The sequence below is a fragment of the Frankia sp. AgPm24 genome (genome assembly GCF_023243055.1).
GTDB classification, from domain to species: Bacteria; Actinomycetota; Actinomycetes; order Frankiales; family Frankiaceae; genus Frankia; species Frankia umida.
This window is the reverse complement of the sequence record NZ_JALKFW010000208.1, coordinates 110345-124815: the sequence shown is the minus strand read 5'-3', so window position 1 is coordinate 124815 and position 14471 is coordinate 110345. Positions and strand designations below refer to the sequence as shown.

At 73.9% G+C, this 14471-nt stretch carries 10 protein-coding genes and 1 pseudogene; 8 read left to right on the top strand and 3 right to left on the bottom strand.

Features of this window, described 5'->3' with window-relative positions; translation table 11 throughout:
• The 3 genes and pseudogenes from MXD61_RS21425 to MXD61_RS21415 form a co-directional block, all read right to left on the bottom strand.
• A pseudogene (locus MXD61_RS21425) lies at nucleotides 1-436 on the bottom strand (hypothetical protein); the annotation flags it as partial.
• A 6-nt stretch (nucleotides 437-442) separates the two neighbouring features.
• On the bottom strand, nucleotides 443-976 hold the full coding sequence (locus MXD61_RS21420; RefSeq protein ID WP_248815233.1) for an SAV_6107 family HEPN domain-containing protein: 534 nt from the start codon (nucleotides 974-976) through the stop codon (nucleotides 443-445).
• Between the two features lie 108 nt (nucleotides 977-1084).
• Entirely contained in the window at nucleotides 1085-1681 is a 597-nt protein-coding gene (locus tag MXD61_RS21415) for a hypothetical protein (RefSeq protein ID WP_248815232.1), read from the bottom strand.
• Nucleotides 1682-2171: 490 nt separating this feature from the next.
• Between MXD61_RS21415 and MXD61_RS21410 the strand changes: the two genes are divergently transcribed.
• The 8 genes from MXD61_RS21410 (at nucleotide 2172) to MXD61_RS21375 (ending at nucleotide 14453) form a co-directional block, all read left to right on the top strand.
• On the top strand, nucleotides 2172-6131 hold the full coding sequence (locus MXD61_RS21410; RefSeq protein WP_248815231.1) for a BTAD domain-containing putative transcriptional regulator: 3960 nt from the start codon (nucleotides 2172-2174) through the stop codon (nucleotides 6129-6131).
• Nucleotides 6132-6173: 42 nt separating this feature from the next.
• A complete protein-coding gene (locus MXD61_RS21405) occupies nucleotides 6174-6947 on the top strand; it encodes a spheroidene monooxygenase (RefSeq protein ID WP_248815230.1) in 774 nt (257 codons plus the stop codon).
• 192 nt (nucleotides 6948-7139) lie between these two features.
• On the top strand, nucleotides 7140-9713 hold the full coding sequence (locus MXD61_RS21400) for an FAD-dependent oxidoreductase (RefSeq protein WP_248815229.1): 2574 nt from the start codon (nucleotides 7140-7142) through the stop codon (nucleotides 9711-9713).
• A 173-nt stretch (nucleotides 9714-9886) separates the two neighbouring features.
• Nucleotides 9887-10594, top strand: a complete 708-nt coding sequence (locus MXD61_RS21395) for a GNAT family N-acetyltransferase (protein ID WP_374629332.1) — start codon at nucleotides 9887-9889, stop codon at nucleotides 10592-10594.
• Nucleotides 10594-11415 (top strand): bisanhydrobacterioruberin hydratase CruF, encoded by an 822-nt coding sequence (cruF, locus tag MXD61_RS21390; protein WP_248815228.1) that lies wholly within the window; start codon nucleotides 10594-10596, stop codon nucleotides 11413-11415. The genes MXD61_RS21395 and cruF overlap by 1 nt, the downstream gene beginning before the upstream one ends.
• Nucleotides 11416-11543: 128 nt before the next feature.
• A complete protein-coding gene (locus MXD61_RS21385) occupies nucleotides 11544-12689 on the top strand; it encodes a glycosyltransferase family 2 protein (protein ID WP_248815227.1) in 1146 nt (381 codons plus the stop codon).
• Nucleotides 12690-12771: 82 nt separating this feature from the next.
• Nucleotides 12772-13689: an ABC transporter ATP-binding protein gene (locus MXD61_RS21380; RefSeq protein WP_248815226.1), complete on the top strand. Its 918-nt coding sequence runs from the start codon at nucleotides 12772-12774 to the stop codon at nucleotides 13687-13689.
• The gene (locus MXD61_RS21375) at nucleotides 13686-14453 is read left to right on the top strand and encodes an ABC transporter permease (protein ID WP_248815225.1); all 768 of its coding nucleotides are present in this window, start codon (nucleotides 13686-13688) and stop codon (nucleotides 14451-14453) included. The genes MXD61_RS21380 and MXD61_RS21375 overlap by 4 nt, the downstream gene beginning before the upstream one ends.
• Nucleotides 14454-14471: the final 18 nt, after the last annotated feature.

Here is a 14471-nt window from a genome sequence, read left to right as displayed (position 1 = left end):
GGCCCGCCCCCCCCCCCCCCCCCCCCCCCCCCCGGGGCGGCCGGGGGGGCCGCACCACCACGACATCCATCGCGTCGAGCAGTGCGGCCACGACCACCGGCCAACGCGGCCCTGGCTCCGGTACGAGGGCGAGCCGCTCCAGCGCGATCCCCGACTCGGCCGCTGCGAGCAGACCGAGTTCGGCGAAGCCCACCACCGCGCACCACCCACCCGCCTGGGAGGGGCCGCGCAGCAACGTCAGCACCAGAGACGCGGAGCCGGTGACCGTGACCGTCGTCCCTCGACGCAACCCCTCCTCGGGGAGCAGCGCGGCCAGAGCGGGCACCGTCGGCACCAGCCGCTCACCTGCCGGCCCGGCCCGTCGTGCCGGAATCCGGGTGATCTCCCGCAGGGCGGTGGGATTCTGCTGGGCGGCCCGCGCCGCCGGAGCAACCATGGCCGGCTAGGCCCGCGCCGCCGGCCCGCTACCGGCCAGCACCGGTTGGGAGGGCAGCCCCAGCGCCTGCTCCACCGCGCCGAGAAACAGGTGGACCTGACGGATCAGGTCGTCGGCCTCCCGGCGACCCACCACGTTCAACCCGGCCTCGGCCGCGGCCCGGCGCCTGGCGCCCGCCGCGAAGAAGTCAGCCCATTCGGCCAGCTCGGGAGCCACCCGCACGAGCAGGCACCAGGCGCTCAGCGGCCGGCCACGCCGCCCTGGCCGGGGCCGCGCCCGATCGGCCAGCACCGCCGCGGCCGCTCGCAGGGCGGCCAGATGGGCCTGGGCGTACCGCTGCGGGATACAGGTGGCGTACTCGGCCTCGTCGAGGCCGTGGCGGGCCGCGGCGAGCAGCTCGTCCCGAGAGCGGTGCGGAAGCCCGGCGGCAGGCAGCAGGGCACGCTCGGGCGCCCCGCCGGCCGGGGACACCGCGGCGCGCACAGCCTGCGCCCGGACGCCCTCGCCGCCGGGGCCGGCCCCGAAGGACCGACCTGACACCCCGCCCGGATTTCCACGTGGATCGCCGTGTGGTGCCGGCATGACGCCCTCCCCGGAGTCGAACACGAGTTCGAATACGGGAAAAGGTAGCCTCCGCCGGCCGGCCCGTCAAACACCCAGGTGGCGAACGCCTGAGCGAATGTCGACGGACGGGGTAGGCCGCACTTCCAGCAACCGCACGAACCAGCTGAGCACCAGCAGCGCGACCAGGTCGGGCAGCCAGCCCCGCCGTGGGTTCGGGAGATCCCCCCGACCGGTATCCCCCGAACCCACCCGCGCCGGCCCGGCCAGCTCGAGCGCGGCGAAGACGAGTGCCGTGCCGTCCATGGCGAACCGGACGATGCTGGCGTCCCGGTAGCCCACCAGGCCGCTCTCGAAGACGCCGCGGGTCGGCTGGAGCCAGCGCAGCGTCGTCCCGTCGGCCAGCAGCACCCGTCCGCCGACCCGCGCCGGGGTGAAGGCGGCCACCGGGTCACGCCCCATCGGCTCGACCAACCGCACCCCCCGTCCGTCCAGGTCACGCTCGAGTACGAAGGGACGTCCCGCGGCCATCAGTTCGACCCGGTCGCGCTCGTCCCAGTCGGCGAGCACGCCGGCCTCGTCCGCCTCGAACCACACCTGCCGGACCGCCCGGTTCCCGCCTGGGGCGTTGCGCAGCACCAGCTCGTGCGGCAGGCCGCCGGCCCGGCGGGGCAGCACGCCCACCGGATCATGCTCCGGGGCTCCCGTCGTCGCCCTCGGCGTCGTGCTCCTTGTCGTGGCCATCTGTGCGTCTCACCTCCGCGGCAGGACCGGCCTCCCGGTCACCCGTCGCCCGTCGTTCGTCGATGTCGTCCGACTCAGTGCACCTCCGGGGGATCAACAGACCGTTCCCTCCACCTCAACCACAAGGGTTGACACTCTGTTGATCGAAGACGGCGACGACAGCGGTGCGGCGACCGGCGGATGCTCGCGAACCCGCCGGCGCGGACCGGATAATCCGTGGTCAGAGCACCGCGCACGCTCCTCGATCGCACACTCGTGACCATCCGGGGCATGCTCACGCGACGGCGGTGACGCGCAGGTGACACCGGTCAGGTCGAATCGGTGGTTGCCGGCTCGCCCCCTCACGGCGCACGCTGCGGTGGATACTCATCGCACGGCGTCGCAGATGATCTCCAGTCGGCGCCAGGTGCGGACTGGACGAGAGGACCCGATGCCCGAACGCGACAGTCTGCGGTTCGCGATCCTTGGTCCGCTGGAGCTCACCGTGGCCGGCGTTCCGCTGGCGATCGGCGGCACCCAGCGCAAGGTGCTGTTGACCGTGCTGCTGCTCGAGGTCGGCCGGGTCGTGCCGACGCACCGGCTGCTGGACGCGATCTGGCGGGAAGCCGCGCCGGAGCGGGCGCAGGGCACGCTGCGCACCCATGTCAGCGAGCTGCGGCGGCGCATCGAGGCCGGCCCCGGTCCCCAGGTCCTGCAGCGTCGAGGCGAGGGGTACGTGCTCGACGTCCGCCCGGAGCAGATCGATGCGAACCGGGCCCGCCGGCTGCTGGCGCAGGGTCGGCGGGCGGTGGAGGACGGCGACCCGGTCAGCGCGATCGCCCCGTTGCAGGAGGCCCAGTCGTTGTGGCGCGGGCCGTCACTCGCGGATGTGGCCGACCATCCGTTCGCGCACAGTTATGTCAACGCGCTCACCGAACTGCAGCTGGACGTGACCAAGACCAGGATCGACGCGGACCTGGCGCTGGGCCGCCACCGGGAGCTGCTCGGCGAGCTGAAACTGCAGGTCGACCTGCATCCCACCGACGACGGGCTACGCCGGGAGCTGGCGCTGGCCCTCTACCGCGACGGCCGGGTCGACGACGCCGCCCGGGCCTGCCAGGCGGGACTCGCCGCCCGCCACGAGCTGGGGCTGGAATCCCCGTTGCTGCGCCGGATGCAGGAGGACGTGCTACGCGGAGCACCGTCGCTGGCCTGGACACCACCGCGGTCGCTGAACCGCCCCGTCGTCGTCACGGCACCCGCCCGCGGCGGCAGTTCACTGCCGCCGGACGTCAAGGAGTACACCGGGCGTGACACCCTCCAGGCCGACGCGCTGGCGCTGCTCACGGAGCCCGCGGCGCTCACCCAGGGCACGGTGGCCATCGCCTACGCCGGCAAGGCCGGGACCGGCAAGACGGCCCTGGCCGTCCACATCGCGCATCAGATCCGCGCGCACTTCACCGACGTGCTGTACGTGGACCTGCGCGGCACCAGCCGGCCGCTGGAACCCGTGCGGGTGCTGACCAGGTTCGTCCAGGCACTCGGGGTCAGCCGGGCGGCGGTGCCGACCGACCCCGACGATCTGGTCGAGATGTACCTGCAGCTGCTGTCCACCCGCCAGGCGCTGATCCTGCTGGACAACGCGGCGAACGAGGCGCAGCTGCGGCAGCTGATCCCGTCCGGCCCGGGATGCGCGGTGATCGTCACCAGCCGACCACGGCTGTCCGGGCTGACCATGCCGTGTCGGGTGCTCGACGTGCTGATCCCGGACGACGCGGTGCTGCTGCTGGAGCGGGTCGTCGGGGCCGAGCGGGTGGCCATGGAGGAGAAGGCCGCCCGTGACATCGTCGGGCTGTGCGGCTATCTGCCACTGGCGATCAAGATCGCCGGCCGCAAGCTCTTCGCGCATCCCCACTGGCGACTGTCGCGGATCGTCACACGCCTGTCGACGGAACGCGATCGGCTGACCTGGTTGGAGCTCGGTGACCTGGAGATCCGGGCGAGCTTCCAGCTCAGCTACGACGGCCGACCGGCGGACGAACAGCGTGCCTTCCGGCTGCTCTCCCTGCCGGGAGTCAGCGACTTCACCGCCTGGGCCGCGGCCGCGGTCCTCGCCCGCGAGGTGAACAAGACCGAGGACCTCGTGGACCAGCTCGCGGACGCACAGCTGCTGGAACGGCGTGGTCCGGACCCCAGCGGCATCGAACGGTACGGCTTCCACGACCTGCTGCGGGTGTTCGCCCGCGAACTGCTGGCCGAGCACGCGGCCGGCGCGCGGTCGGCGGACGATCCCGAGACGGACGATCCCGCGGCGGACCCTCCCGAGGCGGACGGACGGCGCCCACACCAGCCCGAAGGTGGGGTCGACCGGCAACTCGCCGTCGACGCCGCCCCCACCGGGGGCGTGGTCGCGGGTCCCCTGACCGCGATACCGGTACCTTTGCCAGCCGAACACGCCGCGACACTCGAGCGCTTGCTGTACGCCTATCTGGTGATGCTGCGTACGGCGGTCGCCACCTTCAGCCCCGGCGGGATGCCGGCGTTGCGGCCGACCGCGGCGATCCCGACCCGGATCGCCGACCGCGACCCGGAACAGGTCGGCGGCCCCGCGTTCCTCGAGCTGACGCACCGTCCGCTGGTCTGGTTCGCCGCCGAGCGGTCGAACCTGCTCGCGCTGCTGGAACAGGCCGCCGCGGCCGGTCTTGACCAGCCGACCTGGCTGCTCGCCGCCGAGGCCGCCGAGTTCTACCTGTTCGGGGCGCACTGGTCGGACTGGGACCGTTCGCACGAGCTGGGCCTGGCCGCGGCGCGCCGCGGCGGCGACCGGCAGGCCGAGGCGGAGCTGCTGACCAACCTCGGCGAGCGGGAGATGACACTGGCCTTCGAGGAGGCGTTCTGGCGGCTGGACGCCGTCGGACGCGACCCGGGTGGACAGCCGGCGGTGGCCGTCGACCGGCGGGCGGCCGACCATCTGGCGTTGGCCACCGCACGGTTCTCCCGGGCCCGGGAGATCCTGGCCGGGCTCGGAGCGGACCTCGGTGAGGCACGGGCGGTACGCGGTCTGGGTAGCACCTGTCGCGGCCGGGGCGAGCAGACCAGCGCGTTCGAGCACTTCGAGGCGGCGCTTGACACGATGCGGCGCACCCGTGCCCGCCGCGCCGAGGCGGAGACCCTGGTCAGCCTGGCCATGACGTACGGCGATCGGGGCGAACTCACCGACGCCATCACCTGCCTGACGATGAGCCTGACGATCGCGCGGGACCTGGCCAACCGTCCGCTCCAGGCCCAGGCCCAGCGCCGACTCGGTGATCTCTACCGCTACCAGCACCGGCCCGAGCAGGCGCTGACCGCCTACAACGAGTGCCTGCCGATGCTCGCGGAGCTACCCGACCCGGTCTGGGAACCGCGGGTGCTGGTGCGCCGCGGCGACATCCTGGCCGAACTCGGCGATCAGCCCGCGGCCCGCCGGTCCTGGCAGCAGGCCGTCACCCTGCTGCGCGAACGCGGATCCACCGAGCTGGCCGCGGCCGAACGTCGACTGTCCGCGCCGATGGCCACCGAACCCGCCCAGTTCACCGGCGGACGGCTGCTCGATGCCTTCGACCCGGCCGGTTTCACCGCCCGGGTGGCGGGCTCCCGGCGCAGCGTCCGACTGCTGAACACCTGGACGGACCTGGTCATCGCACCGCACCGGGAGATCTTCACCGGCGCCCTGCGGACCGCCGTCGCGGCCGGCGCGATCGTGCAGATCCTGCTGCTCGACCCCGACTCTCCGGCCGCCAACGCCCGCGCCGCCGACCTCGGGCACCGCATCGACGTCTCGGCACTGATCCGGGCGAACCTGCTGGCGCTGGCCGAGCTGCGGGCCCAGCTCGACCCGGTCGGGCAGGCCCGCCTGGGCGTGCGGCTCTACGCCGAACAGCCGCTGGCGGGCTACCACCGGTGGGACACCGGCGCGCTGGTGTCGAGCTTCCCGGTCGGGGTCTCCTCGTCCGCGGCGACCCAGCACGAGGCGACGATCTCCTCCACCCTCGTCCAGTTCGTCGAGCAGTACTTCGACCGGATGTGGGGCCCGACGGGCAGCGTCCCGTTGGACGACTACCTGCGGGTGACGCTGCGGGTGTCCTCGACCGACACCGACCCGCTCGAGGTGCGCTGCGCCTACGTCCGCGTGGACGACGCCGTCTACCTGCACTGTCCCGAGCTGCACGAGCTGCTGCACGGCGGCGGCCCCGACGATCTGGTGGCCACGCTGCCCACGGTCGGCGCCCATCCGCTGGGCGCCGAGGGGCACTGGCGGGTGGTGCCCCTGCGGGACAACGACGGTGCCGACACGGTGGGCGCCGCCTTCACCCGCAAGTACGGCACCCCCCACGACGCCCTGCTGTGCCTGACCTCGATGCGCAGGTGAACATCACTGTGCGTCGGTACGCGGATCAGAGGAGATGCGCGGATGACTGGGACGAGCTCGTCGAATCCGTCGGGTCCCACCGGAGTCGGCGCACCGCTGGTGACCGTCGACTTCTGGCGGGTCCCCCGCCGCCGAGTCGGGCATGCCGTGGCCCGAGTGGCCACCGACCGGGCGGCGCTGCGCCACATCAGCGGGCTACGGTTCGCCAAACTGCTGGGGACGGGCTCGGCGAACAGCCTCGGCATGCGTGGGGCCGACCCGCGGCAGTGGGCGATGGTGGCGGTCTGGGAGACCCCGTCAGCGGCGCGGTCGTTCGAACGCTCGGCGCCGATCCGGGCCTGGGCGGCCCTGGCCGAGGAACGCTGGCGTATCGATCTGCATCCTCTGTCGGCGCGGGGCCAGTGGTCGCGGCGGGAACCGTTCGGTGACCCGAGCACCGCGCACTGGCCCGCCGCGGCCGAGGACGCCCGGATCGCGGTGATCACCCGGGCCCGGCTCACCGCCCGGCACACCCTGACCTTCCGCCGGGCCGTGCCGGCGGTGGTCGCCGACCTCGCCCAGGCCGAGGGGCTGCTGTTCTGCGCCGGGATCGGGGAGGCGCCGGTCGGTCTGACCGGGACGTTCAGCCTGTGGCACGACACCGCCTCGTTGCGGCGGTTCGCCTACGGCCGGCCGGCGCACGCCGAGGTCGTGCGGCGCACCCCGGAGGTCGGCTGGTACAGCGAGCAGATGTTCGCCCGTTTCGCCGTGCTCGCCTCCCGCGGCACCCTCGGCGGACGTGATCCGCTGCTGCACCTGGCGCCGACCCCGGGTTGACGCCCCGTTGAAGATCGGCGCCGCGGCGGCGGCGGACCGGCCGGTCGGCGGGCGTCGTTGACATCTCGTTGACGCCGGTTCGGCACGGTGGACGCATCCGACGGGCCACCGGGTCTGCGCCCCCCGTGCCGACGCGGCACCCCCGCGGAGCCGACGCACGCGCCCCCGACGAACCGGGATGAAGTACATCGCATGTTGACGTCTCGCGATCAGGCACCCCCAGCCGCATCCGACCGCCGACGGACCCTGATCTCCACGGCGCTCGGCCCCCGGGCGGCCGGCCGGCTTGCCGACACCGCGGCCGTGACGTTGCGCCCCGACCTCGCCGGCAGCCCGGCGGGGCTCGTCGAGGCACTGGTCACGCTGCGCCCCCACACCCTCGTGGTCGGCGCGAACGCGGTCGATGCCACCGTGCTGACCCGCTGGGCCATGGCCGTCCGGCGCACCCACGACCGCCGGTCGCTGCTGCTGGTGCGCCGCGGCACCTCGCTGGCCGCCATCGATCTCGGCGTCGCCACCCAACTCGGTATCACCGTGCGCAACACCCCTGAGGTGAACGCCCGTCACGTCGCCCAGTTCGTCATCGACCGGCTGTTCCCGGCGCCCCCCACCGCCCACGCCCCCACCGGGGCATCCGGGACGGCCGAGGCGGGCGGCGCGGCGGCGGACGGTGCGCGTCCGATACTGGGGCTCGTCGGCGCCGGCAACATCAACGGACGGGTGGCCAGAGCGGCCGTCGCCCGGGGCCACCGGCTGGTGGTGTGCGCGCCGTCGCTGGTGGCGGACCGGTCGGCCGCCGCCGTCTGGGCCGGCCGGCACCGGTTGCCCCTGGACCGAATCCAGGTGGCGGCCCGCGCCGAGGAGGTGCTCGAGGCGGCGAACGCCGTCAGTGTCGCGGTGCCACTGACCAGTTCCGGCCGGTGGGCGAGCGTCGACCTGCTGGACGCGGCCCGCCTGCGGACGTTCGGCGGCGACCGGCTGGTCTGCGTCAGCGAACCCGAGATCTGGACGGCGCAGGCCCTGCTCGATGCCTACGACCGGCGTGATCTCACCGTCGTGCTGGACAACGCCCCCCGCCTGCTCGTCGGCGTGCGCACCCTGCTCGCGAGCCGGATCCGGGCGGACGGCGGGGTGACACGCCCCGGGTTCACCCTGTGCTCCGCGGCGATGCGCGCCCCGGCCTGCGAGGCCGATCTGGACCAGGCCGTCCTGACCGCCCTCGGCCGAGCGGATCTGGACGATCTCACCGGGGCCGAGCTGTTCCCACCGCCTGCCGCCACCGATGCCATCCCCACCGCCCGCGGCGCCACCAGCGTTGCCACCACCAGCGTTGCCACCACCGGCGTTGAGGGCGGCAGCCCTGACATCGGCGCCGGCGCCGATGCGGTGGACGGGCCGCGGGTGGTGGTGCTCGGCGGGGGGATCGTCGGCCTGACCACCGCCCTGCTGCTGCACGCCCAGGGACATCGACGGATTCTGCTGCTGGACGCCGCCCCCGCGGACCGCGCCGACCACGCCGAGCAGGGCACGACGTTCGGTGGGGCGAACGCCCGCCACCTGTCCGCGACCGAATCCCTGCCGCAGGCGGACCTCGGCCGCGTCGACGTGCTCACCCGCTCCCCCGCCGCGGGTGGCTGGGCGCTGCGGGACCCCGCCACCCTGGATGCGGTCGAGGTGGCCTGGGCGCGGGCGTTCGCCGACCGCGCCGACCAACCCGGTCTGCATGCCGCCACCGAGGACCTGGTGATCGCCCTGAACCGCCTCGGTCTGCGCGGCTGGTCGCATCTGTTCACCGGGGTCGAGACGACCTGGCTGACGGGACTGCGTCAGGACAGCCGGCTCACCCGGGTCTACCTGGGTGGCGCCGACCTCGACGCCGGCGAGCAGCTGCAACGACGGGCCGGCGGCGACGTCGCGCGGCTGTCCGACGAGGTGCTCCGGCGGGACTGGCCGGGGTTGGGCCGCACGATCCCGCTGCCCGGTGGGCCGCGCACCGTCGCGGGGGCGGTCGAGGTGGACGGCTACGCCGTCAACATTCATGATCTTGCCGGACTGCTGCTCCGACACCTCGTCGGTCTTGGTGTCGAGGTGTGGGCGGACAGCCGGGTGGACAGCCTCGAGGCGACCGGGAACGCGGTGCTGCTGCGGCTGGCGGCGGGCCGGCTGGTACGGGCGGGCCAGGTCGTCGTCACCGTGGGTGGCCGTGAGCTGGTCCGCCTGTGCGGATCGGACTGGCCGGGCGCCGGCGCCGTCAGCCAGGTACTGGGGGTGTCGCTGACCCTGCCGAACCCGGGGCTGCACCGACCCGTGAAGATCCACGCCGGTGATCCGCTCGGTGTGATGAACGTGACGCTCTGCCCCGACGGGACGCTCATCCACGTCAGCGCCGGCTTCGGCTACCTGGGGCTGGCCGCCCGCGACGCCGCCGCGGCGGCCGACGGCCTCGCCGAACTCCAGGAGAGCACCCTCGCGGCGGTGGGCGGTCTGTTCCCCGACCTGCACCGCGATGACGTCCGCGACATCCGGATCTGCGCACGTCCCGCCACCCCGGACGGGCTACCCCTGGTCACCGCCCTTCCTGGCCATGACGGTCGGGTGGTGATCGCCGCGGGCACCAACGCCGGCGGCGCCGTGCAGGCACCAGCCATCGCGATGTTGGCCGCTGACCTGCTCCAGGGCACCGCACGCTGCGCGGGGCTGGCCATGGCGGGCGACCGGATCGGCCTGCCCTCCATCCGGGAGAAAGCGCCCTGCGCGGCAGAGTGACGACGTTACGTAGCAGGCGCTCCCGTCGGCCGGCGCCCTCGGCGATGGCCGCGTTATCGTCAGGCGATGTGAGGATGCGCCCTGGCCCGCTGGCCCGCCGGTACCGCCCTGCGGGCCTGTTCGGTGCCGGGCGGTGCGAGCAGGCCGCAGGGGGCGGACAGGAGGCGACGCCGGTGACCGACGTGGACATCAGCGTGGTCCGGTGGTCGTCGAGTCGTATGCGGGCCCGACTCGACGACGTCATCGGGGTGTACAAGGCGGCTTTCCTCGACCTTCACGAACCCGACCCCGTCCGGGCCGCCCGCGACCGCGCCCACCATGCGCGCCGCCACTTCGACCGTCCTGACCTGCGCGCCGTCGCCGCCGTCACCTCCGATGACACCCTCGTCGGCATCACCTACGCGTTGCCCGGCCTACCCGGCCAGTGGTGGCACGACGTCGTCGTCGACGCGCTCACCGCCATCTCCCCCGGTTCGGCCCGGCACTGGTTGGACGACGTCCTCGAGGTCGTCGAACTGCACGTGCTGCCCGCCTACCAGGGCCACACCCTGGGCCGTCAGCTGCTGCGCGAACTGCTGCGCGACGCGCCGCACCGCACCGCGGCGCTGTCCGCCCTCGAACCGCACGGCAGCCGCGCCCGCCGGCTCTACGACAGCGAGGGCTTCGTCCCGCTGCTCAGCGACTTCCAGTTCCCCGGCACCGTCACCCCCTACGCCGTGCTCGGCAAGGAACTGGGCGGCCCCGTCCCGGAACCCGCCCCGCACAGCACCGTCACGCAGGGCAGCGTCACGCAGGGCAGCGTCAGCCAGAGCGCGACCGCGCGGGGTGCTGCCGGCGACGGGCAGGCGCCGGGCACCGGCAGACCGGCGTCCGTCCGCTGATGTCCGCCCGCCCGGTGTCCCTGACACCCCGGGCGCCCCACCTGCTGGCCGCGGCCACGATCCTGGCGCAGATCGCCTACCCGCTGATGCCGGACCACGCGCTGGACGCCCTCACGATCATCGTGGTGGTGCTCTTCTTCCTCACCAGCACCACCCACGCGGCTGTCACCCGCGGGCTGGCCTGGACCGCCGGCTACCTGGTCATCGCCGTCGGTGGCGGGCTGGGGGTGGAGCTGCTCGGAGTCCACACCGGCGTCCCCTTCGGCCACTACAGCTACGGGACGTCACTGGGCCCGCGGGTGTTCGGTGTCGCCGCGGTGATACCGCTGGCCTGGGCGATGATGGCCTACCCCACCTACGTCCTGGTCCGACGCCACCGGCGGACCCCCGACCGGGCCGCCCTGCTGGGCGGCCTGGTCCTCGCCACCTGGGATCTCTTCCTCGACCCGCAGATGGTCGAGGCCGGCCACTGGGTCTGGGCGGCCGCGGGGGGACCGGCCCTCAACGGCATCCCGATCTCGAACTTCCTCGGCTGGCTGCTGGCCGGCACGGTCATGATCGGCGCCCTGCTCGCCCTGCCCGACCGCACACCTGAGCCCGAGCCCACGTCCGCGCGCACATCCGCGTCCGAGGGTGTTCCGATGGTCATGCTCTGCTGGACGTATCTGTCCTCGGTGCTGGCGAACCTCACGTTCTTCGGCCGTCCGGGAGTCGCGGCGATCGGCGGGGTCGCCATGGGCGCGACCCTTGTGCTCGCGCTGCGCCGCTGGCGCTGCGATGTCCCGGCTCGCGACCCGGCCGGTCCGCGAGCGCGCCGGTGAAGCGCCCGCGCTCCCCGGCGACACCGCCACCACCGGACAGCCGGCCGGCGGCCCCTCGGTTCGCGGCCCCTCGGTTCGCGGCCACACGGTCGGCGACCACGTGGTCGGCAGCCGCCTGGTCGGCGGTCGTGCGGTCGGCGGCGGTCGCCTCGGTGTGCGTCGCGGTGCACACGGCCTGCAACGCGCGGCTGCTGCGGGTCGCCCCACCGGCCACAACCGTCCCCGAGGGTGTTTCGGTGATCCTGCCGGTCCGCGACGAGGCCGGCCGTCTCGACGGCTGTCTCGCGGCCCTGCTCGCCGCCACCCACCTGCCCCGGCTGGAGATCATCGTCTACGACGACGAGTCCACCGACGGCACCGACCGGCTGCTTGCCGCCTGGGCGGACCGCGACCCACGCGTCGTCGCCCTGCGTGGCGGCGCGCCGCCGGCCGGCTGGCTCGGCAAACCGCATGCCTGCGCGCGGGCCGCCGCGCTCGCCCGTGGCAGCGCGCTCGTCTTCGTGGACGCCGATGTGACACTGGCGCCGGACGGGCTGGCCCGGGCCGTCCTGCTGCTGCGCGCCACCGGGCTCGACCTGATCTCGCCGTATCCGCGTCAGGCGGCCGGTGGGACCGCCGAACGGCTCGTCCAGCCGTTGCTGTCCTGGCTGTGGCTCGCGCTGCTGCCGCTGCGGATCGCCGAGCGAAGCCCGCGCCCGTCGCTGTCCGCGGCCGGCGGGCAGTTCCTGTGCGTCGACGCGGCCGCGTACCGGCGGGCCGGCGGGCACGCCGCCGTGCGCGACCAGATCATCGAGGATGTCGCCCTGCTGCGCGCCGTCAAGCGGGCCGGCGGACGGGGGGTCGTCACCGACGGCACGCCGCTGGCCGACAACCGGATGTACACCGACTGGCCGTCCCTGCGCGACGGCTACGCCAAGTCGCTGGCCGCCGCCGGTGGCAGCCCGGCGGCCAGCGCCGCCCAGGTCGGCCTGCTGGGCTGGTTGTACGTGTTGCCGGCGCTCGCCGCCCTGCGCGGACGCCCCGCCGGTGTCCTCGGCTACCTCGCCGGCGTCACCAGCCGGACGATCGCGGCCCGCCGCACCGGTGGCCGGGTCTGGCCCGATCCGCTCGCCCACCCGGTCTCGATCGGCCTGCTCGGCTACCTCACCACGGTGTCCTGGTGGCGTCGCCGCCGCGGCCAGGCCACCTGGAAGGGCCGCCCGGTCACCGCGTCCACCGATCGGTGGACGCCCGGGGTCCACCCGATGGAGCACCCGGAGCAGCCGCCCGGGTGATGTTGGAACCCGCGATCCCGCGAGATCGTCGGGGACGTCCACGACGGTGCGACGTCCCCGACGATGCGGGAGGTGCGAGGCAGTGACAGTGATCGAGGTGGCGGGCCTGCGGAAGGCCTACGGGAAACGGGTCGCGGTGCGCGACGTGTCGTTCACCGTCGAGGAGAGTGAGATCTTCGGCCTGCTGGGGCCCAACGGCGCCGGAAAGACGACGACGGTCGAGTGTGTCGCCGGACTTCGGGTACCCGACGGCGGCCGGGTGCGGGTGTTCGGCCACGACCCGCGGCGCGAACGGACGGCGGTGACGGCGCGACTCGGCGTCCAGTTGCAGGCCAGCGAGGTACAGCCGAACCTGCGGGTGCGTGAGGCGCTGCGGTTGTACGCGTCGTTCTATCCCGACCCGGCCGACCCGGACGAGCTGCTGGAGCTCCTCGGACTCACCGGACAGGCGGACGTGCGGTTCGCGAAGCTGTCCGGTGGGCAGCGCCAGCGGCTCTCGATCGCGCTGGCGCTGATCGGCCGACCGACCGTGGCGATCCTCGATGAGCTCACCACCGGCCTGGACCCGGCGGCCCGGCGCGACACCTGGGAACTCATCACGGCGGTGCGCGAGCGGGGGGTGACGATCCTGCTCGTCACGCACTTCATGGCCGAGGCGGAGCGGTTGTGCGACCGCGTCGCCGTGATCGACGCCGGCCAGGTGGTGGCCTGCGACTCGCCGGCGGCGCTCACCGCACGCCTGGACGCCGGCCAGCGCATCCGCTTCGTTCCGTCCGAGCCCGTCGACGAGCGCGAGCTCGCCGGGCTGCCCGGCGTCGAGTCGGCCAGTCGCCACGGCGAGGAGATTCTCGTCGTCGGGGCCGGCGAGACGCTGTCCGCCCTCGTCACGCACCTCGCCCGCCGCGGTGTGCTGGCCCACCGGCTGCGGGTCGAACAGCCAAGCCTCGACGACGCCTACCTCGCCCTCACCGCGCACGCCTCCTCGAGGAGCACGTCATGACCTCATCGCTCGTGCCGTCGCCGGGACGGCATCCGTTCCGGGAACTCGTGCGGGTCGAGGCGCTGCTGTTTGGCCGGTCCGCCGCCGGCGTCGTCTGGACGGCCCTGATTCCGCTGGCCGCGGTGGTCGTCCTCGGCGCCGTGCCCGCGACCCGCCACCCCAGCGACTCGTTCGACGGGCACAGTCCGTTGGAGACCTGGCTACCGGTCCTGATGATGTACGAGTTCCTGATGACGGCGGCGAACCTGCTGCCGGCGGTGCTGGCCGGCTACCGGGAACGGGGCATCCTGCGCCGGCTGTCGACCACACCGGTGCCACCGTCGCGGTTGCTCGGCGCCCAAGCCCTGATCTATCTGGCGCTGGCGACCGTCCTCGACGCGACGATGCTCGCCATCGCCGTCGGATGCGGCGTGCCGCTACCCGGCCAGTTCGCCGGGTTCGTCCTCACGCTGGCGCTGGTCGCGGCGGCCATGCTGGGCATCGGCCTGGTGCTGGCCGCACTGGCCCCCGGTGAGAAGGCCGCGAACGCGCTGGGCCTGGTGGTGTTCTTCCCGCTGCTGTTCTTCGCCGGCATGTGGATCCCACGCTCGCAGATGCCCCACGTCCTGCGCGACATCAGCGATGTCACCCCACTGGGCGCCGGCGCCCGCGCCGTGCAGGACTGCCTGGACGGACGCTGGCCCGCCGCCGCGGCCCTGCTCGTGCTCGCGGCCTACGCCGTGGTGTGCGGTGTCGTGGCCGCCCGCCGGTTCCGCTGGCAGTGAGCCCGCCCGCGGCCACCG